Origin of the sequence: Pinirhizobacter soli, assembly GCF_015905305.1 — a bacterium.
GTDB lineage: Bacteria > Pseudomonadota > Gammaproteobacteria > Xanthomonadales > Rhodanobacteraceae > Pinirhizobacter > Pinirhizobacter soli.
The window spans coordinates 704,387-728,513 of the sequence record NZ_JADZLQ010000003.1; the positions used below are offsets into that span (position 1 = coordinate 704,387).

Consider the following 24,127-nt stretch of genomic DNA (forward strand, 5'->3'; position numbering starts at 1 on the left):
GAGCCACGGTGACAGTGCCGGCACAAGATCCGACCTCGTTGTTCGCCCGTCCAAAACAGTGTGTAGTACCAGAGGCCGACAGGTTACGGCCGCCGTTCCCATGACTCGGAGAGGTCGGCTGAGCGAACTCGATACATCGTTTGATTCTTTCCAACGGGAAGATGGACGAACATCACCTCTCCTGCGTCAAGAAGCACTTGCAAAGGCTTTGACGTGCATGTCTTGTAGGTCGTGTCGCAGTGGTCAATCAGAGCTGGCGGGAACGACGACCTGTCATCTGCTGGCAGGTAGAGGGTCCGAGTTTCACCTCCGCCTAGGCCGAGCAAGTTGAGCGTCGCTGCCGTGACCTGCTCGGCGACCAACGGAAAGGAACTGATGGCGATAAGCACGAGGGCCGCGAATGGACCGTTCGACCGATAGGTTCCGTCCTGTACCAGTACTTCGCCGGTCTTGCTGATGACGGGAGTGCCCGTTTTCAGGCCCGGGCTCACACGACTCGTCACTGCGATGGTGTTGACAAAAATGACCAGTAATATGCCGGCGGCGAATGCGGATGCTGATGTGAGTATTCCCCGAAGATCCAGCAGGAAGAGAAAGAGGAAGCCACTGAAGGACGCCATCCCATTGAGCAGGAAGATCGATGCAGCTACCGCCAAGTACGACTTGAGAAGGCGCCGTGATTTCTTCAGGTCGGCCTGCGTGGAGGCCCACTGTTCGCGACATCGTAGACGAAGGCAGCCATAGCTAATAGGGAGAATGAATATTCCCACGCCAATGACCGCCAACCGCCGGGGCGTCCAATTAAGATAATCGAACATCAGTACGCCAGCGATCATCTGGGGCAAGATGAAGATGACCATTAGGGTCTTTAGCTGCTGGCCCACAGACGGCAAGTACATGCCACTTGGGCTGATATTCAGAAGATCAGCAAAGCGTTCCCCAAAGGCGGTCAGGGTCGTACTCGCCCCAGCGCATATGTAGAAGACGACGACCGCTACGACAATAGCCGCCGTGAGGCCAAAGACTAAAACCAGGGTCACCATTGAACCAATATTCACTGGGAGTGCCAGGCCAATGGCGTTGATATAGATGGCGAGATAATAGGCGCCCATCAGGACGGCGGCGAAGAACACTAGTTTTGCCGCACGTGTCAGATCGTCGCTAGACTTGCCGACGAGGCCAAGTAGATCAAGTAGTTTTTGCATGCGTGTACGTGCTCGTTCCTGTGAGTTGTACGTGACCGTGGTCACTGTCCCTATCGCGCTGCTGTCCGGCGGGGTCGCGGCGGCCCCAGGAAGCGTTGTGTTCACAGCATATGCAAAACGGGCTCGCTGTGCCGTTCGCACGGAGTATTTCCAAAAATCCGGTGTCTATCTTCTGCCACCTAAAAATCGTTGGGATTTCGTGCCGAAAATGCCTAGCATTCGCTAGGGACGGCGCAGCGGATTCTTGACCTCTGCCACATCTCCGACCGCTCGCTCGCACGCTGTGTAGACGATGCGATTCGGCGCGGTCTCGTGAAGCTCGCGGGTGCCGCTATTTTAAGGCTCGTATTGTGGATATATCGCACACAGTGCCGTTGCGGGCCCTATTTGAGCCGAAACATCACACCGGCTAACGTTCCCGAAGCCATCACTCGCGATGTTCGAGGTTATCAAGTGCTCGTCTCGCTCTATTTGATTCATCAACCTTGGTTTTCACAAGGTCCGCAGGGATCAGCGTCATTATGACCGTGCCAATCTGCCAGGCTGTGAGCGTTACTAACACGAGATAGGAAAGGCCACGGCAAGTGGACACGTGCTCGCGGACAATCGGAAGATATTTCAGGATCGGCGCTATAACACCGACCGCGAGAACAGACGACAAAATGAATGTCGAGTGTACAATTGGCATGAATAGCGAGCTTGCGCGCGAGCCATCACCAGACGTATCGGCGACTTTTCCAAATGAAAACTTGAGCTTTTCGGGGTATATAATTGCGAACCACGCGCCTATAACCGCAAAGATAATGGCCGCCGTAGAACGCAATGCCTCGAACAATGGCCACTGGCTTGCAAAAGGAACAGCCCTGCCAAAATAAAATGAAGCTATGCCGGCAACTAATGCCAGTGGGAAAACTAATAAGACGTTTCGAGTTTTCACTAGAACAGTTGTAACAGATGTGACGCTCTGGAATGTAAAGCCTTAATCAGGCTTTTGCCATTTACCGCCTCATCATTGTCTCGACTAACTTTGAGTTCGATCTCATCTTTGATGAGCGAGTGGCTTAGCCAATAGACTTTTGGGTCGCCCTTCAATACAAATCCGTAATCCTCATACCGAGTCCTTGAAGAATCTTTCCAAGCCTTAATCATAGTTAGTAGTTCGGAGCGCGAAACTGTCTTGGAGACTTGATATTGGATCGGGACGCCCTTCGTACCGCCAGGTTGCACCGCACTCATGTGCGCCCGCCTAAGGAATCGCTGCCATAACTCGAGATCGTCGCTACTCCTTAAGTTGAGCAGCGTTTTTCGGATTACCTTGGTGATGCGAGCGTAATTATCGACTAGATCTTTGTGATGAGCTTGATTGACAGCTGCTTTCGTACGGAAACGAGGGTATAAATCAAGCGCTGGTGTATTTGGATTTCCAGGGCTGGTGGAATAGCCGATAATTTTCGTCCGGTCACTTGGGTCGCGCACTACAAACGAAGAGCTCCATTTTAAATATGACTCCATGTATTTTTGAAACGCAGACTGACCATTCTGCGAATGCTGAAAGGTGACCGTAGCCAGCACGTTTTTTGACGGGATAACCCAAAAATACGTGGCGTGACCGGGGATCGTATTTTTTGATACCTTGTTCATAACCACTGTGCCGGAGCCAACCGTCGCTTGGCGCGGCACTGACGCCACTCTTCCGTTCGTCGAGGCGGCCTCGTTCCACGTAGTTACGAGAAAGTCTCCGCCAGAGTTTTGGCAGATGTCAAAAAGATAAGTGCCAGCGTCATCTCCAGACCCCGGACTCAATGTGTCCTCAAAGTTTTTTCCCGCTGACCAGGCAAGCGTGTCGCCCAGAACCGTTGAAGCACCTCCAAACTGTTCTTTCGTCGGCTGTGCGAACGCGTAATAGCCACAGGCTTCAATGTTGTAAAAGGCAATTTTTGCCAACTCGGCTCTAACCGACATCCCCTAACTCCATCCGTGTTTCGGGGCAATTTACTCCCGGGAGGGACTACGCGCTATCAGCGAAAGCCTACAAGCTGGACGAGGGGTCGGAATGCGGGTACGAATCCCGACCTGATGGCGTGCTGCTTTCAACAGGCAACGCTTAGCTCGACGTCTACGGTGGCAAACGGGCAGCCGAAATGGAGCGCTCTTCCCAAGTTTGGGTGACGTGCGAGGGTGCGTAAAACGCTTGTATTAAAGGTTCGCGACTGGAAACCAGTCGAAAGCGTCAATCCGAAAACCAGTCGAAAGTGTCAAAAGTGACGTTTGACGCTGGGATAACTACAGGCGTCACTGGCCTGCACTTTGATTGGTGGGCCCACCAGGACTCGAACCTGGAACCAAAGGATTATGAGTCCTCTGCTCTAACCATTGAGCTATAGGCCCGCGTGCGGCCGCCAAGTGTAGCCAAACCTTTGGAATTGAACGATACCCTTCCGCATGTTCTTGCGAAGCCTCGCCGTTCACGGTGGGCACGGCACTCTATCTTCCAGTTCCCCCACTGGAGGTTTGCGATGAAACGACTGATTGCCAGCGCCTGCCTCACCCTGGCCGCGGCCTTTGCCGCGCCGGCTGTGTTCGCCCAGCCTTACCCGCCGCATCATGTGATTCATCACCCCGTGCATCATGTACCGCCGCATCGGGTGGTCCATCACCGCGTCGTTCATCACCGCGTGGTGCACCATCCGGTCCATCGGACGGTCGTCATCCATCACTGAGCCTTGCGCCAGGCGTTATCGACAAAGCCCGCACAGTGCGGGCTTTGTCTTATCCGGCCTTCGGAAACTTGCCTCGTAATTGTGTAACGCCGACCGACAGGCGTAAGTTACGCCTAACGTTACGCGTAACACCTGAACCCTACGTCCATGTCAGCCCAGAAACCAGTCACCACCGGAGCGCAGCGCCAGCGGGCGTTCCGTGATCGGATGACCCGGATGGGCATGACGATCCCCAGGATCTACATGACCGAGGCCGAGCAGGAACTGGTGCGCCGGTTCCTGCGGCATGTTCGTGGCGCGCACACCGATGCCCTGGTGGCGCACATGGACTTCAACGCGATGAACGACAAATGGACCACCCAGACGCTGCACGACGCCCTGGCCAGTCATGCCGGCGAGCACCGTCAGCTGGCCGACTTGCGCCTGCACAAGGCGCCGCCGTCCGTCGCGTTCCGCCTGCGCGACTACGGCGACCAGCCGGTGAGCATTGCCGTCAGCGAGGACGAGGTGCACGTGTCCACGCCGTTGTGCGAACAGCGGTCGGTGCAACGCCCTGATGCCTTCAACGAGGCCTGCCTGCGCCTGGGGCCCGTGATGCCGTTGTCGAACGTGGGGCTGGTGGGCAATCACTACGTGCTGTTCGGCCAGATCTCTTCGCATGCCCCGCTGGCCAACATCGTCGAGGAGCTCGACGTGCTGGGCCAGAACGCAACGCTCGCCATGGGCGAGCTCTCCCACCTGATCGGGTAAGCCGAGCAAGCAAGGGCCACTCACAACGCAAAGCCGTGTTCCCGCCCGCGTTCGTCAGGCGGGCGCCGTCGGCCGCTCGCCTGCGCACCCACGACCACTTTCCAACTCCCCGGCATCGCGCCGGATCTTCTACCTGTCAAAGGAACTTCGAAATGACCTGGCTTGTTGCAACTTCGGTAGGTGTCGCTGTGCTGGCGCTGCTGGTGTATGCGTCGCGCGCCATTGTCTACATCCCCAACGATCGCGTCGGTATCGTGGAGCGCCTGTGGGGCGCCGCCTCGATCGCGCGTGGCCTTATCGCACTAAAAGGTGAAGTCGGTTACCAGCCGGCCGTGCTGCGCGGCGGCCTGCATTATTTCTTCCCGTTCCAGTACCGCGTGCACAAGGCGGAGCTGGTCACCATCCCGCAGGGTGAGATCGGCTACATCTTTGCCCGCGATGGCCACGACCTGCTCGACGGCCAGGCGCTCGGCCGCACGGTGGACACCGGTGTGGAAGACGTGGCCGAGTTCCTGAAGGCCGGCGGCCAGAAGGGCCCGCAACGGATGATCCTGCGCGAAGGTACGTACGCACTGAACGTGGCGCAGTTCGCCATCATCACCGCGTCGCATGTGCATGGCCTGCTGTTGTCGCAGGATGAACGCGGCACCATCGAGCAGATGGGCACGGTGCTCTCGCAGCGCGGTGGTTTTTCGCCGGTGGTGATCGTCGGCCGGCAGTCCACGGCCAATGAGGAAAACGGCCACGACATGCTGGGCGTGGTGACCATCCACGACGGCCCGGTGCTGCCGCCGGACGAGATCGTCGCCCCGCGCGCTGGCCACGACCCGGCCAACAAGGCCACCTTCCACAACAACTTCCAGAACATCGACGCCTTCCTGCGCGCCGGCGGCTACCGCGGCCGCCAGCACCAGGTGCTGGTGGAGGGCACGTATTACATCAATCGCCTGTTCGCCACGGTGGACTTCATTCCCAAGACCGTCGTACCGGTGGGTTTCGTGGGCGTGGTGGTTTCCTACATCGGGAAGACCGGCGCGGACCGCTCGGGCGAGGGGTATTCCCACGGCGAATTGGTAGACAGCGATTGCCGCGGCGTGTGGAAGGAGCCGCTGCTGCCGGGCAAGTACGCCTTCAATACCTACGCCGGCAAGATCCAGCTGGTGCCGACCACCAACTTCATCTTGAAGTGGACGCCGGAGGTGACCAACGTGCACAAGTTCGATGAGAACCTGACCGAAGTGTCGCTGATCACCAAGGATGCTTTCGAGCCGCTGCTCCCGCTGTCGGTGGTGGTGCACATCGACTATAGGAAAGCCCCGCTGGTGGTGCAGCGCTTCGGTGACATCAAGCGCCTGGTCGACCAGACGCTCGACCCGATGGTCAGTGCCTATTTCAAGAACATCGGCCAGACAAAGACCTTGATCCAGCTGATCCAGAATCGCGCGGACATCCAGGAGATCGCAGGCGTCGACATGAAGTCGCGCTTCGCCCTCTACAACCTGGAACTGCAGGAGGTACTGATCGGCACGCCGCACGGTAGTGCCGGCAACGCCTCAGGCAGCCGCATCGACGCGCTGCTGAACCAGTTGCGTGACCGCCAGGTGGCACTGGAGCAGGTGGCCACCTTCGAACTGCAGGAGCAATCCACCGCCAAGGAGCGTTCGTTGCGCGAAGCCCGCGCCAAGACGGACATCCAGGCCGAGCTCACCAACTCGATGATCCACATCCAGATCAAGCGCAATGTGGGTGAGGCTGCGGTGGTCGAGGCCGACCGCCGCGCCGAGGTGATCCGCATCGACGCCGATGCCGAGCGCGGCCGCCTGACGGCTGAAGGTAGCGGCCGCGCGTCCGCCATCGCCGCGGTGGGTAAGGCCGAGGCCGAGGCCATCCAGGCCAAGTCCACGGCGCTGACGGGCGAGGGCGCCCGCCTGCAGCTGATCAACACGCTCGGCTCACAGTTCGCCGATGCCATTCGCGACGGCCAGGTCGCCATCGTGCCGAAGATCGTCCTGGGTGGCGAAGGCGGCAACGGCCTGGGCTCGCTGATCCAGCTGGCAAGCTCTCTGCTGGCGGAGAAGGTGGACAACGCCGAGCCCGACCGCAAGCTGGCCGTGTCGCAGCTGTAGGCCCTACGGTTGACATGGATGGCGATGGACCAGGGAAGGTCCACGAATTGGTCCTTCTTTCGTCACGACTCCGGGCGTACCCTCGGGGTCCCTATCCCCTGGAGCGACAGCGATGAGCACTGAATCGGTAGCCAAGCGTTTGGTGGAGCTGTGTCGGAGCGGTGAGTTCGAGGCGGCGCAAAAGGAGCTTTACGCGCAGGATGCCGAAAGCTTCGAGGCGCCGGGTTCACACCAGGCCGATATGGGCGACGTCAAGGGATTGGACGCGATTTTCAAGAAGGGCGAGGCCTTCCAGGCGAGCGTGAAGGAAATGCACGGCGTCAAGATCAGCGACGCCACCGTGGCCGGCAACTGGTTCAGCCTCGCGATGACCTTGGACGTGACGATGAAGGAACACGGCCGCATAGAGATGACCGAAATTTGCGTCTATCACGTGAAGAACGACAAGATCGATCGCGAGCAGTTCTTCTACGATATGGGGTGAGCTTTAGGGTAGTGGAGAAAGTGCCCGCGAACGCGGGCTCTTTCTTCTAGACGTTCTGATCGTTCCATGATCCCGCACTACCGATTACCACCCGAAACGGCCCATCACGAAACGGTAGGTAATGCATCAGGGCTGCGTTGGCAGTCGCCAGGTACGATTCGGCGCGGTATCGAGGTCGATCCGGGGAGTAGTGCAGTACTTCCATCGCGCGCAGGAGGTTAGCCTCGACAGACGCTATGTCGGGTCGAAGCGCTGAAATCATGTCAGTGAATAGCTGGGGCCCTGTCAGGTGAAACACGGCACGGATGTAGGCATTCATCCGGTGATCTTCCGGCTCCCCGGGCCTGCCCCATGGGCGATCGGCGAAGAACGCAGGCGATGCTTCAAGGCGCAGGCACGCTTCATCGAGCATGCACATCAGTACGGGGTTACCCGCGTGACTGGCGAAATGACTCTGGTTGTATCCGGCGAAGCCGTGTAGCGGATCGCTATAGCGGCTACCAAGAAGAAGATCGCCCCGGGCTGCCAGCAGGTGAGCATTGATATCGACCTCGTCGGCGAATACGTCGTCGACATCCAGGTACACGCCGCCGTACGCATAAACTAGCCAGAGCCGCAGGAGATCCGAGGCGGCGCCATAGTTTCGCGTTGTCTCTTCAATGAAAGCGCGGTAGTAACGATGGACCGGCAATTCTCGGAACGCGGAAAAGCACGGCTCGTCATCAAGACTGAGCACATTGACCCATGGCACTCGATCAGTCAGTCGGTTACGCATGGCGGCCAGCAGCGAAGGGTCATCCATGCCCACATGAACGATGGTCCGAAAGCCTGGTGTGCGCAACGCGTTCAGCAGCACGCGGTTTACGAGCGCTTCGGGCATAAGGCGATGACCTACCCACACGAAGTGAAGAAACTGCGGTATTGGCCTGGCGTTGAGCGGTACGGCTGGCATGCCGGGGAGTTCGACTCGCCGCAGGCGCGAGTCATCATTGAGGCATGCAAGTGCTAGCGATGGGGTGCCGTCCTGATGCGCGGTCGTCCAGACGCGTTGGTCGAGGTCGAACTGCACAGGCAGCCTTTGCCCATCGACCAGCGCGGTATCGACACCCGTATGGGAATCAACCTCGATCCCGCCGACGGGAATGTCGACGACCATCGACGGTGGGCTTGTGTCCTGCATGGCGTCCTGCCATTCGATTCAACGACAACCATGGTATCGCCGGGCCATCCTTACGCTTGCAGGAAAAGACCGCCTTGCGCAGCCAAAGAAAAGGCCCGCCGAAGCGGGCCTTATTCCTGACTGCCAGACGCCCTGGATATCAATCGATATCGAGGAACGACCGCAGCTGCTCCGAGCGGCTCGGATGACGCAGCTTGCGCAACGCTTTCGCCTCGATCTGGCGAATACGCTCACGTGTGACATCGAACTGCTTACCAACCTCCTCGAGGGTGTGGTCGGTATTCATGTCGATGCCGAAGCGCATGCGCAGCACCTTCGCTTCCCGCGGGGTGAGGCCGGCCAGGATGTCGCGGACGGTTTCCATCAGGCCCGTCTCCGTCGCCGATTCGATCGGCGAGCTGGCGTTGGTGTCCTCGATGAAATCGCCAAGGTGCGAATCTTCGTCGTCGCCGATCGGAGTCTCCATCGAGATGGGTTCCTTGGCGATCTTCAGCACCTTGCGGATCTTGTCCTCGGGCATCTCCATTTCCTTGGCCAGCTCTTCAGGCGTCGGCTCGCGGCCGAACTGCTGCAGCATCTGGCGGGAAATGCGGTTCAACTTGTTGATCGTTTCGATCATGTGCACCGGGATACGGATGGTGCGTGCCTGGTCGGCGATCGAGCGGGTGATGGCCTGGCGGATCCACCACGTGGCGTAGGTTGAGAACTTGTAGCCGCGACGGTATTCGAACTTGTCCACGGCCTTCATCAGGCCGATGTTGCCTTCCTGGATCAGATCGAGGAACTGCAGGCCGCGGTTGGTGTACTTCTTGGCGATGGAGATCACCAGGCGCAGGTTCGCCTCGACCATTTCCTTCTTGGCGCGGCGGGCCTTGGCCTCACCCACGCTCATCGCGCGGTTGATGTCCTTGATGTCGGTCAGCGGCAGGTACAGCGTGCGCTCGATGGTGGCGAGTTTTTCCTGCTCACCGTCGATGGCCTCGCGGTAGGTCTTGATGTTCGGCGACCACTTCTGGCGCTTGCGGCCGAGCTCGGCGGCCCACTCCAGGTTGCCTTCGTTGGAGGGGAAGGTCTTGAGGAATTCCGCGCGCGGCATCTTCACCTGCTTGACGAAGATGTCCATCAGCACGCGCTCGTGGTGACGGATGTCGTTCACCACCTCGCGCAGCTTGCGCACGAAGCCGTCGATCAGCGCGGACGGAAGCTTCAGCTTCAGGAAGGCCTCGGCCATCTGGTCGCGGATCTTCAACACCTTCTTGTCGTTGATCTCGGCCTTGGGCGCTGCCTTCTGGAACTTCGCGCTGAGCGAGCGCAGTTCTTCCATGCGGCGCTTGACCTCTTCGGGATCGGGACCGGTCGGGCCGGCTTCCTCTTCCTCGACGGTGTCGTCGGTTTCTTCCTCGTCGGTTTCTTCCACCGGCGGGGCGTTCAGCGCGGCCTCGGCGGCCAGGGCTTTCTCCTGGTCGGCCAGTTCTTCAAGGTCGGCGAAGCCTGCCAGGATCTCGGACAGGCGACGCTTGCCTTCCAGGTGCTGGTCGTATTCCTCCAGCAGCAGCTGGATGGTGAGCGGGAAGCTGGCCAGGGCGGTCTGCACCTGGTTCAGGCCTTCCTCGATGCGCTTGGCGATGGCGATTTCGCCTTCGCGGGTGAGCAGTTCCACCGTGCCCATCTCGCGCATGTACATGCGGACGGGATCCGTGGTGCGGCCGACTTCGGCGTCGACCGCCGACAGCAGGGCCACGGCTTCTTCGGCAGCGGCTTCGTCGTCGCCGGTGGCGCCCGGCGAGGCACCGTCGGCGATGGTGTCGGTGTCCGGGGCGGCGTCGTGTACTTCGATGCCGACGCCCTTGAGCACCGCCATGATGTCTTCGATCTGCTCCGGATCGACGATGTCGTCGGGGAGGTGATCGTTGATTTCAGCGTAAGTCAGGTAGCCCTGTTCGAGCCCCTTGGAAATGAGCTGTTTGATTTCCGATTGCTGCTCGTGGGCTTTGCTATTCATTCCGACCGCCGCTATCTGCATGACTAACCATTATACCAATATGGTGATTTTATGACCAGTATCAAGAACATGGGCGGTCGGACAGGCACGCAAGAATCGCGCCATGTCGTCGGTATCCATGTCCTTGGCCCGGGCAACTTCACCGGCGAGGCCTGGTGCCACGGTTATCGGCCGGGATCAGCGAACCTCCAGATGGAAGGTCGCAGGGCCGTCGTTGCACAGGTGAACCATCATATGGGCACCGAACCGGCCGGTTTCCACCCCCGGGTAGGCAGCACGCGCCAAGTCCACCAGCCGGTCGAACCACAGCCGGCCCTCTTCCGGGGCGGCGGCTGAGGTAAAGCTAGGCCGCATGCCCTTCCGGGTGTCGGCGGCGAGGGTGAACTGGCTTACCAGCAGCAGGCCGCCGCCGGTGTCGGTAAGGGAACGGTTCATTTTCCCGGCCTCGTCGGCGAACACCCGGTAGCCGAGCAGGCGTTCGACCATGCGCCTGGCCTGGGTTTCGCCGTCGCCGGGCTCCACCGCGACCAGGGCAAGCAGTCCCGCGCCGATGGCCCCGATGCTTTCGCCGTCCACTTCGACATGGGCGGAACTGACACGCTGGATAAGGGCAATCATGCCTGCGAATTTAGCGGCAAGCGGCGCCGGGTTACCATGGGCGGATGCGTCCCGACATCTACCTCGTCTACCTGTTGTTGCGGCTTTTCAGCCTGTTGCCGCTCAAGGCCATGCACCGGCTGGGCGATGCCATCGGCCGGTTGTCGCTGGCCCTGCACAGCAAGGCGGCACGTCATACGGCGGTGAACCTGAAGCTGGTGCGCCCGGCGCTGGATGATACGGCGCAAGCCGCCCTGCTTAAGCAAACCATGGAAGAAAGCGGCCGCTCGCTCACCGAAATGGCCAATATCTGGGGCGGCGGCGCGCAAAAGGCGCTGGGCCTGGTGCGCGAAGTGCGTGGCCTTGAGCTGTTCGAGGCGGCGATCGCCAGCGGCAAGGGCACCATCATCGCCGCGCCGCACTTAGGTTGCTGGGAGCTTCTGAACTACTGGCTATGCAGTCGCACGCCGATGGCCATCCTCTACCGTCCGCCGCGGGTGGCGGCGGTGGAAACGCTGCTGCGCAAGGTGCGCGGCGCACTGGCGCCCGAACAGGTGCGCGCGGAAGGTGCCGGTGTCCGCACGCTCTACAAGCGCCTGGCTGCCGGCGGCACCGTGGGCATCCTGCCCGACCAGAAGCCCCGCGCCGGCGAGGGTGAATTCGCCCCGTTTTTCGGGGTGGAGGCTCTAACCATGGTCTTGCTACCGCGGCTGGCAGCGCGCACCGGCGCTACGGTGCTCTTCAGCTTTGCCGAACGCCTGCCCGACGGCGAGGGGTTCCGCATCCATATCCTGCCGGCGCCCGACGGCCTTGTCGCAGCCGACCTCAAGATCGCCTGTGCAGCGCTGAACCGGGGCGTGGAGCAGTGCGTGGAGCTGGCATTCGCGCAATACCAGTGGCACTACAAGCGCTATAGCGCCGACGACCGCCCTTCGCCGTATTCGCGCCGGCAACAGCCCGCTAGCGCGTAAGTCGCCGGAGGAAGACCGTCATTTCTTTTTCCGCTTGCTTGTCGCCGCGGCGCTGCGCGGCGGCAATGCCGTGCTCGTAGCTTTCAATGGCGGCCGCGGTGTCGCCGCTGCCTGCCTGTGCCCGGGCAAGCAGCTTCCAGGCAGCGGAGTAGTCCGCATCGAAAGCGACCGCGCGATGCAGCTGCACGATCCCCTCGGCGGTATCACCGTCCTCTAACAGGGCCGAGCCCAGCGAAAACCGCAGCAGGGCACCATCGCGCGGACCGTCCAGTTGCTTGCGCAGGGCCTCGACGCGGCTCATTTGAGGGCTTTGTAGCGCCAGTAGCCCGGGGGGTAGATCAAGGTGGACGTGGCCGGTTCCGCCGGCTGGTGGCCCTGGCGGAGGGCGGCCAATGCGGCCGCCTTCCAGATCACCAGGAAGTCGGAGCGGAACGGCTGCACCAGCTGGGCATAACGAAGTTCGTCCGAGTCGAGCTTGGTGCCATAGGTCACCACCAGGCCATCGGGATGCGCCTTGGCAAAATCGAACAGTTCCTGGCCTTCGCGAAGTCGCGTGACGGGTTGATCCATGCGGCCAGCGAAGTGGAACTGGCCTTCGTAGTAGGCAAGGTTGCCCACGGCCTTGCCTTCGGCCTGCGCGCGGCCCAGGTACACGGCCGCGGGCGTTAGGTCGAAGCGTTGCCAGGAGCTGAGCGTGAACAGCGTATTGAGCGCCAGCGTGCCCACCAGTCCGGCGATCGCCAGACGACGGGTTTCGCCACGACCGCGCAGCAACAGCAGGGCGCCCAGGATGAAATAGACGATGGCGAAGTAGCGGCTGTAATGGGAGAAGTCGACGAACCAGGAATCGTGCGCCTGGCCGCTTTCCACCAGGTTCGGCAGGATGAACATGCCCGCCGCCACCGCGAACCCGCCCAGCGCCAGCGGCCAGGTGCCCAGGGCGTAGTTGAAGGCAAGGTCCGGACGCTTCTCGCGGAAACTCGATACCGCGCCCGCCACCAGCAACGCAAAGCCGGCATATTCCGGCAGAGGGTAATACGGCTGCTTGCCGCTGATCAGCGAGAAGCACACAAATACCGGCACGATCCAGCACAGCGCGAAGCGCACGCCAGGATCCAGCGGACGGCGCAGGCTTGCCACCGCCGCCCAGGCACGCGGCCAGGCGATGATCGGGAACAGCAGCGCCGGCAGCCACATGGCGTAGAACCAGAACGGTTCGGCATGGTCGAACGCGTCCACCACGCGGCCGGCCGTCTGGGTGAAGAACAACCGCTGGCGGTAAGCCTCACCGCCGCTGAAGCCCGCCGGCAGCGCCCAGCACAGCAGGATGGCGAAACCACCCAGCAGGGCGGCCACGCCACGGCCATACCAGCGGCCACGGTTCGCTCGCGCCCAATCGTTCCACAACGGACCCAGGAGCCACGGGAACACCACGTGCAGCAGCATCACCGGACCCTTGGTCAAAAGACCCAGGCCAATGAACAGCGCGAAGAAAAGCCAGCGCGGCTCGCTGCGATCGGCACGCGGGGTAAGGCATAGCAATGCCGCCAGTACCCACACCGCCAGCAGCACGTCGTACATGATCTGCAGGCCGAAGAAGAAGGCGTAGGCCAGCGACATGAGCAGCCACGGTGCCGCCTTGGCCACCCAGGCGCGGTTCGGGAACAGGCGGTGACCCAGGACCGACACCAGGATCAACTGGGCGCCGCCGTAGATCACTTCCAGGATGCGCGGCCAGATGTCGTTCACGCCCCACACGAGCCAGCCGGCGTGGATCATCCAGAACACCAGCGGCACCTTCTCGCTGTATGGCTCGCCGTTGTTGTGCGGCACCAGCCAGTGGTGCTGGTTCCACATTTCCCAGGCCACGGCCAGCGTGCGCGTGGAATACATCGGCATCGGGCCATGGGAGAAAATTCCCACCAGCGCCACGAGGGTCCAGACAGGGAGCCACGGCCACAGGGCGCGGAGATGTTCGCGACGGGAAAAGCTGCTTGGCTGCAAGGGCGGGAGTCCGCTCGTGGTGGATGGCCGGGATTCTACCCCGCGGGAGTGGAATCCACGTGGCCGACCAGTTCCTGGATGTCCCGCCAGGCCTTGTAGCGGCGCACCAGGTTCAAGGGCTTGCGCTTCAGGGCCCCAAGTTCGCCCCGATGGAAGGCGTCCACCGCGTCCAGCATGCGCTCGGACGAGCGTCCATCACGCCAGGGATGGATGGCATCGGCGTGGTCGCGCACGGCCTGCATCAGGGCTTCCGGACGCGACAAGGCGGTAGTGATGGCGCCGTCGATCTCGCCTGGATCCTGCACGTCGAGCATGAACGGCTTGGGCAGGCGGTTGCGCACCGTCACCACCGGTTTGAGCTGCACGGCGAATTCGTGCAGCACCGACGAGGTATCGCATAGCAATACGTCGGCGGCCCGCTGCATGTCCATCAACCGCCCGGATTCCTCGAATCGGGCATGCGGTCCGGCCAGGCTGCGATAGGCCTCGAAGAGCTCGGGCGGGCACTTCGGGTGCAGGGTAAGCAGCCAATAGCGGTCACCGCGGGCCACCAGCTGGCGGAGCGTATCCAGCACGAGCGGCGCGCAGCTCAAGCGATGGCTGAAGGTCGAGGCAAACATCACCACCGGGCGGCCATCGTGCGGATTCAGGTCCGCCGACGGTGCGGCCGGTTTGAACAGCGGATCAAGCTTGGGCCAGCCGGTTTCACGCACGGCGAAATAGCCATGCTCGCGAGCGAGCTGTTCGAACGGCGCGGTGGTGGCGGGGCCTTGCGTCAGGTACAGGTCGAAAAATCCCCGCAGGGCGAAATGACCGCGGCCGGGGTCACGTTTCTCGGCGTTGAACCCATGGAACACCTGCACCTTGGTGCCCGGCAGGCGCGGCGATACCCAGTTGGCCGCGCAAAACACCGCCTGGGCGCCGCTGGCTTCGACGGCGCGCCAGGTGGCAAGCCTGCGTTCGTCCGGCGCCAGCTGGGCGGCCACGCGGTCGGTGACGATCCAGCCCACCTCGTGCCCGCGCGCCAGCGCTGCCGCAGCCAGCGGCCGCAGGATCGGCAGGGCATAGAGCTCGGTGGCGAGCATCAGGCTGGTGGGCACGTTCGATCAGGTCCGGTCGCGGCGAAGCTGGCATTATGCGCGATGCCCATGGCCCGACCATCGCATCGATGACCAACATCCCGCTGTCCGCCTGCATCATCACTTTCAACGAAGCCGACCGCATCGGGGCGTGCCTGGATTCGCTCGCCTTCTGCGACGACATCGTAGTGGTGGATTCCGGTTCCACCGACGGCACCGCCGACCTTGCCCGCGCCCGCGGCGCGCGCGTGATCGACCGCGCCTTCACAGGATTTCGTTCGCAGAAGGATTTCGCCGTATCGCAGGCCCGGCACGACTGGGTGCTGTGCCTGGACGCCGATGAACGCGTCGATGCAACCTTGCGCCAGGCGATCCAAACCGCCCACGCGAAGGGTTTCCCCGGCATGGCGGGCTATCGCTTTGCCCGCCTGTCGGAATATTTCGGCAAGTTCCTCCGCCACGGCAATGCCTACCCCGATCGCGTGCTGCGTCTGTTCGATCGCAGGCAGGGCGGATGGCGCGGAAAACGGGAGATCCATGAGGCTGTAAGCGTTGATGGCGCCATCGGCCGGCTGCCCGGAAACCTCGAGCACCACCCCTATCGCTCGCTCGCTGAACAGCTGGGAAAACAGGAGCGCTACGCCCAGATGATGGCCGAACACTTGTTTGCGGCAGGAAAACGCGCCAATGTAGGGCAAATCCTGTTCAGTCCCGCGTGGCGTTTCCTGAGGGGTTACGTTTTTCGCGCAGGATTCCTCGATGGCTGGCGCGGGCTTTTGTACGCGCTGGTGAGAATCGAATACGTACGACGCAAGTTCGTAAAGTTGTGGCTGCTGCAACACGGATACCGGCCTTAAGAGTTGGGGAAAGCCGGATGAATGCAGCCAGGGGCACCATGGACGAGAAAACCTAAGATCAATTTCCCGGCCGCGTGCCGGTTTTCGTTTCCCGGGCGGGTCAAGGCATGAGCGAAGCAACCATAAGCATCGTAGTGCTGACATATAACTGGGCTTCGGCCCTTTCGCTGGTGCTTGAGTCTTTGCGCCGGCAAACCCTCATGCCCGATGAGATCATCGTGGCCGACGACGGCTCCAATGACGACACCGCCGGGCTGATCGCGTCGCAGGCGCCGGAGTTCAGCATTCCGCTGCGCCATGTGTGGCAGGAAGACCTGGGCTTCCGTGCCGCGCGGGCGCGGAACCGCGGCATCGTGGCGGCCAAAGGCGATTACATTATTCTCATCGACGGGGATATGGTGCTGCACCCCCATTTCATCGCCGATCACATGCGTTTCGCCCAGCCGGGCTTCTACCTGCAGGGCGGCCGCCTGTGCGTGACGGCGCGCGAGACCACGCGATTGCTTGCCGGTGGTAGCGCCCATTACCACCCGCTGGTGGATGGCGACTTCCGCCGCAGCAGCGGCTCACGGCGCCTGTATGCCCTGCGCCATCCCTGGCTTGCCGCCTTCAAGGCGCGGGCACGGCGCGGCGGGCGGGTCATGAGCTGCAACATGAGTTTCTGGAAGGATGACCTCATGGCCGTCAACGGCTTCGATGAGCGCATGGAGGGCTATGGCAGCGAAGACTTGGAACTGGCCGCTCGCCTGGACAACCTCGGCCGCCAACGCAGGCAGCTGAAATTCGCGGCCCTCGCTGTACACCTGGACCATCCATCGCGGGCACCGGCCGACCCGAACGATATGTCCATGCCCAATAACCAGATCCTCGCGCAGACGCGGGCCCAAGGCACGATACGGGCGTTGCGCGGCCTGGATACCCATATCGAGGAAGCCGCCGACGCCGTCATCCAGCTCGATGGCATGCGCGCGGAGCGATACGAACCGCTGCGCGCGTCGGTCGCGGTCGGCTAGAGGGTCACGCCAGCCAGCGCTTGGCTCAGGCGTTCGCCGAACCCGGCCTTGTTCTGCGCGAACCACGCGCGTGCCGCTCCACCAAGCCGTGCGATCTCGTCGTCGCCCATCGTCATGGCACGCGCCATGCAGCTGGCCAATGCGGGTTTGTCGAAGTCGTACAGCGTGGCCAGGGCATGCATGTCGCCGGCGGTGGCGGCGGTTAGAAGGCCGCGTTCGGATGTCACCAGTTCGTTCATCGGCGGCGCGTCCACGGTAATCACCACGGCGCCCACGCTCATCGCCTCGGTGATGTAGTGGCCATAGCCTTCGGTACGCGAAGTGCACAGGTGGAACAGGTGCGCGTTCTGCAGGCGCTGCAACTCCGACTCTTCGCAGTAGCCGGCAAGTACGCGGATATTGGGCGCCTGCGGATCTTTCGGTCCCGGCTTGTTGCGCACCACGGTTAGCGTGGGCCAGTGCGGGTTGGCGGCCCATTCGTGCATCAGTCGCAGCGTTCCCTTGAGCGGGCTGGCCCCGGCCAGGTGGAAGAACGCTCGTTCTCGCGGTACGGAAGGATCCATGCGATCGCGGCTATCGAAACCGATAAAACGCGTCGGACGGCCGAACGGTGCGAACAGGTCGCCGGCATGACGGGTCTTGGTCCATACCTGGTCCACCCATGGAAGGTGGCGTACGTCCTTGTTGTCGAACCATTCCGGATGGGGCAGCACGATGTTCTTCCGGGCCATGCCCATTTGCGCTGGCCATACGTGCTCGAACATCAGGTTCATGTCGACCTGGCCGCCTCGCGGGCGCCGGTGCCACCGGGCCATCAGACGCGATCGCAGGCGCTTGTCGCCCAGGCGCCAGCGTTCGTGTTCGGCGGCCTCGCCCAATGAAATCACGGTGACATGGCAGCCGAGCTCGGTCAGTGCGCCACGCAAGGTGGCGATCTCGCCGGAAAGGCCGAAACCGTTGTCGCGGGCGACGATGCGCACGGTGGTCATGGCGGCTTGGCCATCAGGTTGTCCAGGGCGTGTCGGAAGCGTTCGAGGAAACCGCGGCGGTTGTCGTCGTACCATGCGCGCCCCGCCGTGCCAAGGCGCGTGGCTTGCGCATCGTCCATGGCGATGCAGCGTTCGATCGCTGCTTCCATCGCGGCATCGTCGAAATCGAACAGCGTGGCGAGGTCCTGCGTGCCCACCGCATGGGCCGCTACCAACACGCCGCGCCCGGCGGTGACCAGCTCGTTCATCGGTTCGGCATCCGTAGTGATCACCACGTTGCCGGTGCTCACCGATTCAGCCAGGTAATGGCCGTAGCCCTCGGTTTGCGAGGGGCAAAGATGGAACAGGATGTCGTTCTGCAGAGCCAGCAGTTCATCCTGCGGCACGTAGTGGGTGAGCCAGGTGACGTTTGCCGGCACTGTCGGTGGGTGTTCGAGCTTGCGGCGCCATACCAGGGTGAGCCTGGGCCATTCCGGATGCCGGTTCCACAGCATGAGCAGGCGCTCGCTGCCCTTGTTGCCGCTGACACCTGGCGCATGCAGGAATTCCCGGCGACGGTACTGTTCACCCACGCGGCGATGGTCGGCGCCGAGAAAACCCACCCATTGGGTGTCGCAGCCCAGTTCGCCGAACAGGCGTTCGGCGTGGCGTGTTTTGGCCAGCACCCGGTCGATGCCAGGCAAGGCGCGCCGGGAGGCCTGATTGAACCATTCCGGGTGGGGCAGCAACACATTGCGACGCGCCTGCCCGAGATACTCAGGCCGTACCTGCTCGATCATCAGGTTCAGGTCGAAGCGGGCGTTGCCCTCACCACGCAGCCATCCGCCGGCCAGTCGCGACAGGCGCACGCCCAACCGGTGCAGGCGATGCGACAGACGACCATGGTTACCGAGTTTTAGCACCACCACGCGGTAGCCGAAATCTTTCAGGATGCCTTCGAGCAGGCGCAGGTCGCGCGAAAGACCGGCACCGTTGTCGCGCGCGATCAACTGCACCCGGCGTTTAGTCGAGCCCATGCAGGGCCTCGAGAAGGCGGGTGGCAAAATCGCGGCGATTGTCTTCGAACCATGTCCGGGCGGCCCGGCCCAACTGCGTCACTTCCGCTGGTTCCATCGACAAGCAGTGTTCGATGGCCTGGCGCATGGCCTCCGGCTCGTAGTCGTAGAGCGTGGCCAGGGCTTGCTTTCCTGCGGGATGGGCCTTCACCAACACGCCGCGTTCGGGGGTCACCAGTTCGTTCATCGGCTCGGCGTCCGTGGTGATGGTGACGGCGCCGGCACCCAGCGCTTCGGCAAGGTAATGGCCATAGCCCTCGGTGCGCGACGGGCACAGATGGAAGCGCAAGGTGTTCTGCAACCGTAGCAGTTCGTCGTCAGGCACATATTCCCGGTGCCAGATGACATTGGCCGGGAGCGGATCGATGTCCACGCGCTTGCGCCGCCAGATGAGGGTAAGCATCGGCCAGTGCGGGTTCGCCGCCCAAAGCCCAAGCAGCGCGTGGCTGCCCTTGTTGCCGCTGCGGCCGGGCGCATGGAGGAATCCGGCGCGGGGCGCCACCAGGCCGGGGCGGTAACGGTCTGGTGCCACGAAGCCCACGTAACGCGTGCGGCAGCCCAGTTCGCCAAAGATCCGTTCGGCGTGGCGGGTCTTGGCCAGCACCAGGGAAAACGCCGGCAGAAACGGTTTCCAGTCGTCGTTGAACCACTCGGGGTTGGGTACCAGCACCTCGTGGCGCGCGCTGCCGAAGAATTCCGGGCGTACCCGCTCGAGCATCAGGTTGATGTCGAAGCGGGGGCGCAGCTTCAGTCGCCGCCTGAGCTTCGCCTTCATCATGCGCAGTGCCGTGCCGATGCGGCCGCGGTGGCCGAGCGCCCGCACCGTCACCTGGCAGCCAGAGGCTTCGAGCACCTCGGCAAGCACGGCGAGGTCGCGCGTCAGCCCCGCGCCGTTGTCGCGGGCGATCAGTTGGATCTTCAAGCGGTCTGGAGCGGACTGGACCATCGGGCGCCTGGCCCGTCAGTCGGGCACCTTGGTAAGCGCTGCATAGTACATGCCGTCGAGGTCGCCATCGCCGGGAAGAATTTGCCACCCCGCCCCGGCCGGCCGGCCATCGGCAAGCGACAGGGGCACGATGCGTGCGTCGGGCGTGTCGCGCAGGAAATCGCCGATCACCGCTTCGTTCTCGGCGCGCAGGAGCGAACAGGTGGCGTAGACCAGGCGGCCGCCGGGGGACAGCAGCGGCCAGCACGCCGCCAAGATGCGCCGCTGCTGCAAACCCAGTGTGGCGATGTCCGAAGGGCGGCGGTGCAGCCGTACGTCGGGCCGGCGCCGGATGACGCCGCTGGCCGAGCACGGTGCATCGATCAGGATGCGGTCGAACGGTTTGCCGTCCCACCATGTCGCCGGCTCGCCGGCATCGCCGGCAAGTACCTGCGCGGCCAGCCCCAGCCGTGTCAGATTTTGTTCGATCCGCGGCACGCGGTGGATGTCGTGCTCGACGGCGACCAAGGTGACGTCGGCGCGTTCGAGTACGTGGCAGGCCTTGCCACCGGGGGCCGCGCAGGCATCGAGTACGCGCTGGCCGTCGGCAAGGTCCAGCACATCGGCGGCGATCTGCGCTGCACCATCCTGAACTGCGAACAGGCCTTCGTCGAAACCGGGCAGGCGGGTCACGTCGGTGCTGTGCGGCAACACGATGGCGTCGGCAAGCCAGGAGTGGGCGTGGGCCTCATGGGCGTCGCCCACCAGCGCCTGGATCACTGCCTCGCGCTGGGCGCGGCGGCGGTTTACCCGGAGCATCAGCGGGGGTTCGAGATTGGCAATGTCGAGCACCGCCACGGCTTGGTCGGGCCAATCGGCCTGGATGGCCTGGACCAGCCAGGCCGGATGCGAACTGCGCGTGGCCGGGTCTTCATCCAGGCGCGCCAGCAAGGCTACGCGTTCGCGCTGCCAACGCCGTAGCACGGCATTGACGAGATTGGCGTGGCGCGGGCGATGCAGCGCGCGAGCGGCCTCCACCGTGGCCGCCACCGCGGCATACGGCGCCATCTCCAGCACTTCGAGCTGGACCAGGCCGATCACCATCAGGGCGTGGACCGCCGGTTCGTTTTGTCGCAACGGGCGTTCGAGCAGGATGTCGAGCGCGGCATCGAAGCGGATCCACCAACGCGCGCCTTCGTTGAGCAGGGCGGTCAGCAGGGCGCGGTCGCGACTGTCGGGCAGGGCCCGGGTGTGGCGATCGAGTGCATCACGCAACGACTTGCCATGCAGGGCGACCTCGGCGAGGGCCAGCGCCGCCAGGGCACGGGTGTCGGTAGGCGTGGGCGGCTTGCGCGCCATGGCTCTAAGGTGTCCGCAGTTCGGTGCGTGCGTTTAGATAATCCGCCGCCGCGATGCGGCGGCCGCCGGCGCGTTGCACGGAGGTGATGCGCAACATGCCCTCGCCGCTGGCAAGGTCGATGCCCTGGCGCGAGGCATTGACGACGCTTCCCGGCGCGGTGTCACCGGCCCATGGCATGGCCCGCGCATCCCACACGCGCACGCGCTCGCCTGCAATGTCCGCTTCGGCCACGGGCCATGGATCGAAGGCACGTACCTTGCGTTCCAGGTCGAGCGCCGGGAGGTTGAAATCGAGCAGCGCTTCAGCCTTGTCCAGCTTATGAGCGTAGGTGGCGCCTTCAGCAGGTTGTGGCGTGGGCGTGAGTACTTCACCGGCCATCACACGCGCCAATCCTTCGGCAAGCGCTTCGGCCCCTAGCTCCGCCAGGCGGTCGTGCACACTGCCGCCGGTGTCGTCGCGGGTGATCGGGGTGCTACGGCGAATCAGCGTGGGGCCGGTATCCAGGCCCGCTTCCATCTGCATCAGGTCGACGCCGGTTTCCCGGTCGCCCGCCAGTACGGCGCGCTGGATCGGAGCCGCGCCGCGCCACCGTGGCAGCAGCGAGCCGTGCACGTTCCAGCAACCCAGGCGCGGGATCGCCAGCACCTTGCGCGGCAGGATCAGCCCATAGGCCACCACCACCATGAGGTCCGGCTGGTAAGCGGCCAGATGCGCGCGCACCTGGTCGTCTTTCAACGACTCTGGCTGCTCCACCGTGATGCCGGCATCGAGCGCTGCCATCTTCACCGGGCTGGGACTGAGCTTGCGTCCGCGTCCGGCCGGGCGGTCTGGCTGCGTGTAGACGGCCAGCAACTGCGCGCCGCTGGCAAGGCACGCGGCAAGGCAGGGTACGGCGAAGTCCGGGGTGCCGGCGAAAACGATCCGAAGCGGCTGGGCAGGCACCGTCAGCTCGCCTGGCGGCGCTGTTTCTCCATGCGCTTGAGCAGCAAGCTGCGCTTGAGCGGCGAGAGATGATCGACGAAGACCTTGCCGGCCAGGTGGTCCATCTCGTGCTGGATGCAAACCGCCAGCGGACCTTCGGCCTCGACGATGAACTCGGCGCCGGTGACATCCTGGGCGCGCACCTTCACCTTCAGCGCGCGGGTGACGTCGGCATAGATGCCCGGGAACGACAGGCAGCCTTCCTGGTACACCTGGGAGCCTTCTTTCTCGAGGATCTCCGGGTTGATCAGGCAAAGGCGCTCGTTGCGATCGGCGCTCATGTCGGCCACCAGTACGCGCTTGTGCACGTTCACCTGGGTCGCGGCCAGGCCTACCCCGTCCGATTCGTACATCGTCTGGTACATGTCCTGGACGAAGGTGGCCAGTTCCCCGTCGAACACGGTGACAGGTTCCGCAACGGTGCGCAGGCGCGGATCGGGGTATTCGATGATGGTCAGGACGGACACGAAGGGCACCTGGGCACGTAGCAGCTACAGAAAAAGGGTGATGAAGCCGAAAAAATGCGGGCAGGTCGGCGAAATCCAAGGCGTGCCTGCGGGTAAAGTCGGGTCCATTGTAACGTTGTGGCCGCAAGATCTTCATCTTGCAGCGTTTAACCAATAAGCTACACTCGCGCTGGAACCGGGGCAGGGGGAAAAACCCGTCATGATCAAGAAGCTCACCGTGCTGCTGGGCAGCATGTTTTTTACCGTGGCCGCATATGCGGCGGCTGCGCAGCTACGCGACGGGCATCCTGACACCTACACGGTGCGCCGGGGTGATACGTTGTGGGCGATCTCGGCGAAGTTCCTGCAGAAGCCCTGGCTATGGCCGGAAATCTGGCAGGCCAACCCGCAGGTCCGTAACCCGCACCTGATCTACCCGGGCGACGTCCTGAACCTGTCGATGCTGGGGGGCAATCCCCATCTGGGCCTGCAGCCCCGTGTCCGCGAGGACGACGAGGCGATCACGGCCATCCCGCTGAAAGACTTGAAGATTTTCCTCAAGGACATGCGGGTGATGGACTCGGACCAGGTCAAGGATGCTCCCTACGTGATGGCCTCGGAAGAGGGTCGGCTGCGTGCCACGCCGGGGCAGAAGATCTACGTCCGCGGCGACCTGGTCGGCAGTCCGGGCCAGCGCTTCGCGGTGGTCCGTCCCACCCATATCTTCCGCGGCTTCGCCGACGAGGGCGACGGCTCCATCGGCCCGATCGTGGGCGACGAGCTCGACGCCAGCGTGCAGATGCAAAGCACCCCCTGGTCCGAGGACACCCGCCACGACGGCCACACCGGCCGCGGCGATGAGCTGGGTACCGAGGTCACCGTCATCGGCACCGCCGAGCTCCTGAAGGAAGGCGATCCGGCTTCGTTGCTGCTGGTCGATTCCACTCGGGAAGTCCGCCCGGGCGACCGCCTGCTGCCGGTCGACGACCATCCCTACGATCCTTACTACTACCCGCACGCGCCCAAGACGATGCCGGCCAACGGCAAGGTCATCGCCTTCACCAGCGATGCCATGGCCGCTGTCGGCAGCAAGCAGGTGGTGGCGTTGTCGGTCGGCGCCCGCGATGGCATCGATAACGGCACGACCTTCACCATCATGAGCAAGGGCGATAAGGTCCCCGACGACGTCGGGCATGACAGCTTCATCCGTGGCAGTGGCCGCGACGTGCAGCTTCCCGATGAATATGGCGGCCATGTGATGGTGTTCCGCACCTTCGACAAGGTCAGCTATGCGCTGGTGATGGATGGCCTGCGGCCGATCCACAAGGGCGACAACCTGGTGGCCCCGCAGTAACGCAACCGCCACGGCTGACACGACGGCGC

Annotated in this window: 23 protein-coding genes and 1 tRNA gene; 8 read left to right on the forward strand and 16 right to left on the reverse strand. The window is 63.0% G+C overall.

Annotated elements, in window-relative coordinates; all coding sequences use genetic code 11:
* Positions 1-83: 83 nt before the first annotated feature.
* The 4 genes from NDK18_RS16380 to NDK18_RS16395 all read right to left on the reverse strand — a co-directional run bounded on the left by NDK18_RS16380 (position 84) and on the right by NDK18_RS16395 (position 3,593).
* On the reverse strand, positions 84-1,205 hold the full coding sequence (locus tag NDK18_RS16380; RefSeq protein ID WP_250628395.1) for a hypothetical protein: 1,122 nt from the start codon (positions 1,203-1,205) through the stop codon (positions 84-86).
* A gap of 427 nt (positions 1,206-1,632) precedes the next feature.
* Positions 1,633-2,142: a hypothetical protein gene (locus tag NDK18_RS16385; RefSeq protein WP_250628396.1), complete on the reverse strand. Its 510-nt coding sequence runs from the start codon at positions 2,140-2,142 to the stop codon at positions 1,633-1,635.
* On the reverse strand, positions 2,142-3,167 hold the full coding sequence (locus NDK18_RS16390; RefSeq protein WP_250628397.1) for a hypothetical protein: 1,026 nt from the start codon (positions 3,165-3,167) through the stop codon (positions 2,142-2,144). Before NDK18_RS16390 ends, NDK18_RS16385 begins: the two co-directional genes overlap by 1 nt.
* A 350-nt stretch (positions 3,168-3,517) precedes the next feature.
* A tRNA-Ile gene (locus NDK18_RS16395) sits at positions 3,518-3,593 on the reverse strand.
* 128 nt (positions 3,594-3,721) lie between these two features.
* On the opposite strand from NDK18_RS16395, the gene NDK18_RS16400 reads away from it, so the two are divergent.
* The 4 genes from NDK18_RS16400 (at position 3,722) to NDK18_RS16415 (ending at position 7,285) form a co-directional block, all read left to right on the forward strand.
* Positions 3,722-3,925 carry a hypothetical protein gene (locus NDK18_RS16400; RefSeq protein ID WP_250626482.1) on the forward strand — a complete coding sequence of 68 codons (204 nt, stop codon included), beginning with the start codon at positions 3,722-3,724 and terminating at the stop codon, positions 3,923-3,925.
* A gap of 222 nt (positions 3,926-4,147) precedes the next feature.
* Entirely contained in the window at positions 4,148-4,675 is a 528-nt protein-coding gene (locus NDK18_RS16405; protein WP_250626483.1) for a DUF2170 family protein, read from the forward strand.
* A 152-nt stretch (positions 4,676-4,827) separates the two neighbouring features.
* Entirely contained in the window at positions 4,828-6,801 is a 1,974-nt protein-coding gene (locus tag NDK18_RS16410; RefSeq protein WP_250628398.1) for an SPFH domain-containing protein, read from the forward strand.
* Between the two features lie 112 nt (positions 6,802-6,913).
* Complete coding sequence (locus NDK18_RS16415) at positions 6,914-7,285, forward strand: nuclear transport factor 2 family protein (RefSeq protein ID WP_250626485.1); 372 nt, start codon at positions 6,914-6,916, stop codon at positions 7,283-7,285.
* Between the two features lie 46 nt (positions 7,286-7,331).
* Here the strand turns inward: NDK18_RS16415 and NDK18_RS16420 are convergent, their stop codons facing one another.
* From NDK18_RS16420 to dtd, 3 genes are all read right to left on the reverse strand, one after another.
* Positions 7,332-8,465 (reverse strand): glycosyltransferase, encoded by a 1,134-nt coding sequence (locus NDK18_RS16420; RefSeq protein ID WP_250628399.1) that lies wholly within the window; start codon positions 8,463-8,465, stop codon positions 7,332-7,334.
* A 139-nt stretch (positions 8,466-8,604) separates the two neighbouring features.
* A complete protein-coding gene (rpoD, locus tag NDK18_RS16425) occupies positions 8,605-10,467 on the reverse strand; it encodes an RNA polymerase sigma factor RpoD (RefSeq protein WP_250626488.1) in 1,863 nt (620 codons plus the stop codon).
* A 177-nt stretch (positions 10,468-10,644) separates the two neighbouring features.
* Positions 10,645-11,085: a D-aminoacyl-tRNA deacylase gene (gene dtd / locus NDK18_RS16430; RefSeq protein WP_250628400.1), complete on the reverse strand. Its 441-nt coding sequence runs from the start codon at positions 11,083-11,085 to the stop codon at positions 10,645-10,647.
* Positions 11,086-11,129: 44 nt separating this feature from the next.
* Between dtd and NDK18_RS16435 the strand changes: the two genes are divergently transcribed.
* Positions 11,130-12,035, forward strand: coding sequence for an LpxL/LpxP family acyltransferase (locus tag NDK18_RS16435; RefSeq protein WP_250628401.1), 906 nt, complete (start codon positions 11,130-11,132; stop codon positions 12,033-12,035).
* Here the strand turns inward: NDK18_RS16435 and NDK18_RS16440 are convergent.
* From NDK18_RS16440 to NDK18_RS16450, 3 genes are read right to left on the reverse strand one after another with little or no spacing between them, the layout of a single operon-like run.
* Positions 12,025-12,336 carry a tetratricopeptide repeat protein gene (locus tag NDK18_RS16440; RefSeq protein WP_250626491.1) on the reverse strand — a complete coding sequence of 104 codons (312 nt, stop codon included), beginning with the start codon at positions 12,334-12,336 and terminating at the stop codon, positions 12,025-12,027. The genes NDK18_RS16435 and NDK18_RS16440 overlap by 11 nt on opposite strands.
* The gene (locus tag NDK18_RS16445) at positions 12,333-14,039 is read right to left on the reverse strand and encodes an ArnT family glycosyltransferase (RefSeq protein ID WP_250626492.1); all 1,707 of its coding nucleotides are present in this window, start codon (positions 14,037-14,039) and stop codon (positions 12,333-12,335) included. Before NDK18_RS16445 ends, NDK18_RS16440 begins: the two co-directional genes overlap by 4 nt.
* Before the next feature lie 35 nt (positions 14,040-14,074).
* Entirely contained in the window at positions 14,075-15,124 is a 1,050-nt protein-coding gene (locus tag NDK18_RS16450; protein WP_284691668.1) for a CDP-glycerol glycerophosphotransferase family protein, read from the reverse strand.
* 50 nt (positions 15,125-15,174) lie between these two features.
* Between NDK18_RS16450 and NDK18_RS16455 the strand changes: the two genes are divergently transcribed.
* Together NDK18_RS16455 and NDK18_RS16460 are read left to right on the forward strand one after the other, a co-directional pair.
* A complete protein-coding gene (locus tag NDK18_RS16455; protein ID WP_250628402.1) occupies positions 15,175-15,975 on the forward strand; it encodes a glycosyltransferase family 2 protein in 801 nt (266 codons plus the stop codon).
* 107 nt (positions 15,976-16,082) lie between these two features.
* Complete coding sequence (locus NDK18_RS16460; protein WP_250628403.1) at positions 16,083-16,988, forward strand: glycosyltransferase family 2 protein; 906 nt, start codon at positions 16,083-16,085, stop codon at positions 16,986-16,988.
* On the opposite strand, the gene NDK18_RS16465 is transcribed toward NDK18_RS16460, so the two are convergent.
* From NDK18_RS16465 to def, 6 genes are read right to left on the reverse strand one after another with little or no spacing between them, the layout of a single operon-like run.
* On the reverse strand, positions 16,985-17,977 hold the full coding sequence (locus tag NDK18_RS16465) for a glycosyltransferase (protein WP_250628404.1): 993 nt from the start codon (positions 17,975-17,977) through the stop codon (positions 16,985-16,987). The two genes, NDK18_RS16460 and NDK18_RS16465, sit on opposite strands and share 4 nt — an antisense overlap.
* Entirely contained in the window at positions 17,974-18,993 is a 1,020-nt protein-coding gene (locus NDK18_RS16470; protein ID WP_250626497.1) for a glycosyltransferase, read from the reverse strand. Before NDK18_RS16470 ends, NDK18_RS16465 begins: the two co-directional genes overlap by 4 nt.
* Entirely contained in the window at positions 18,980-19,978 is a 999-nt protein-coding gene (locus NDK18_RS16475; protein WP_250626498.1) for a glycosyltransferase, read from the reverse strand. Before NDK18_RS16475 ends, NDK18_RS16470 begins: the two co-directional genes overlap by 14 nt.
* 15 nt (positions 19,979-19,993) lie before the next feature.
* Entirely contained in the window at positions 19,994-21,316 is a 1,323-nt protein-coding gene (gene rsmB / locus NDK18_RS16480; RefSeq protein ID WP_250626499.1) for a 16S rRNA (cytosine(967)-C(5))-methyltransferase RsmB, read from the reverse strand.
* Between the two features lie 4 nt (positions 21,317-21,320).
* Positions 21,321-22,259, reverse strand: a complete 939-nt coding sequence (gene fmt / locus NDK18_RS16485; protein WP_250628405.1) for a methionyl-tRNA formyltransferase — start codon at positions 22,257-22,259, stop codon at positions 21,321-21,323.
* A gap of 2 nt (positions 22,260-22,261) precedes the next feature.
* Positions 22,262-22,765, reverse strand: coding sequence for a peptide deformylase (gene def, locus NDK18_RS16490; protein ID WP_250628406.1), 504 nt, complete (start codon positions 22,763-22,765; stop codon positions 22,262-22,264).
* A 199-nt stretch (positions 22,766-22,964) separates the two neighbouring features.
* On the opposite strand from def, the gene NDK18_RS16495 reads away from it, so the two are divergent.
* On the forward strand, positions 22,965-24,098 hold the full coding sequence (locus NDK18_RS16495) for a LysM peptidoglycan-binding domain-containing protein (protein ID WP_250628407.1): 1,134 nt from the start codon (positions 22,965-22,967) through the stop codon (positions 24,096-24,098).
* Positions 24,099-24,127 lie beyond the last annotated feature (29 nt).

Excerpts from the sequence above, each read along its gene's own strand:
- NDK18_RS16450 (WP_284691668.1), bottom strand. The coding sequence starts at position 15,124 with ATGCTCGCCACCGAGCTCTATGCCCTGCCGATCCTGCGGCCGCTGGCT.
- NDK18_RS16440 (WP_250626491.1), bottom strand. The coding sequence starts at position 12,336 with ATGAGCCGCGTCGAGGCCCTGCGCAAGCAACTGGACGGTCCGCGCGAT.
- NDK18_RS16390 (WP_250628397.1), bottom strand. The coding sequence starts at position 3,167 with ATGTCGGTTAGAGCCGAGTTGGCAAAAATTGCCTTTTACAACATTGAA.
- NDK18_RS16455 (WP_250628402.1), top strand. The coding sequence starts at position 15,175 with ATGCGCGATGCCCATGGCCCGACCATCGCATCGATGACCAACATCCCG.
- NDK18_RS16420 (WP_250628399.1), bottom strand. The coding sequence starts at position 8,465 with ATGCAGGACACAAGCCCACCGTCGATGGTCGTCGACATTCCCGTCGGC.
- NDK18_RS16400 (WP_250626482.1), top strand. The coding sequence starts at position 3,722 with ATGAAACGACTGATTGCCAGCGCCTGCCTCACCCTGGCCGCGGCCTTT.
- NDK18_RS16470 (WP_250626497.1), bottom strand. The coding sequence starts at position 18,993 with ATGGGCTCGACTAAACGCCGGGTGCAGTTGATCGCGCGCGACAACGGT.
- NDK18_RS16380 (WP_250628395.1), bottom strand. The coding sequence starts at position 1,205 with ATGCAAAAACTACTTGATCTACTTGGCCTCGTCGGCAAGTCTAGCGAC.
- rsmB (WP_250626499.1), bottom strand. The coding sequence starts at position 21,316 with ATGGCGCGCAAGCCGCCCACGCCTACCGACACCCGTGCCCTGGCGGCG.
- NDK18_RS16435 (WP_250628401.1), top strand. The coding sequence starts at position 11,130 with ATGCGTCCCGACATCTACCTCGTCTACCTGTTGTTGCGGCTTTTCAGC.
- NDK18_RS16410 (WP_250628398.1), top strand. The coding sequence starts at position 4,828 with ATGACCTGGCTTGTTGCAACTTCGGTAGGTGTCGCTGTGCTGGCGCTG.
- dtd (WP_250628400.1), bottom strand. The coding sequence starts at position 11,085 with ATGATTGCCCTTATCCAGCGTGTCAGTTCCGCCCATGTCGAAGTGGAC.
- NDK18_RS16405 (WP_250626483.1), top strand. The coding sequence starts at position 4,148 with ATGACGATCCCCAGGATCTACATGACCGAGGCCGAGCAGGAACTGGTG.
- rpoD (WP_250626488.1), bottom strand. The coding sequence starts at position 10,467 with ATGAATAGCAAAGCCCACGAGCAGCAATCGGAAATCAAACAGCTCATT.
- NDK18_RS16460 (WP_250628403.1), top strand. The coding sequence starts at position 16,083 with ATGAGCGAAGCAACCATAAGCATCGTAGTGCTGACATATAACTGGGCT.
- NDK18_RS16465 (WP_250628404.1), bottom strand. The coding sequence starts at position 17,977 with ATGACCACCGTGCGCATCGTCGCCCGCGACAACGGTTTCGGCCTTTCC.
- NDK18_RS16415 (WP_250626485.1), top strand. The coding sequence starts at position 6,914 with ATGAGCACTGAATCGGTAGCCAAGCGTTTGGTGGAGCTGTGTCGGAGC.
- NDK18_RS16475 (WP_250626498.1), bottom strand. The coding sequence starts at position 19,978 with ATGGTCCAGTCCGCTCCAGACCGCTTGAAGATCCAACTGATCGCCCGC.
- NDK18_RS16495 (WP_250628407.1), top strand. The coding sequence starts at position 22,965 with ATGATCAAGAAGCTCACCGTGCTGCTGGGCAGCATGTTTTTTACCGTG.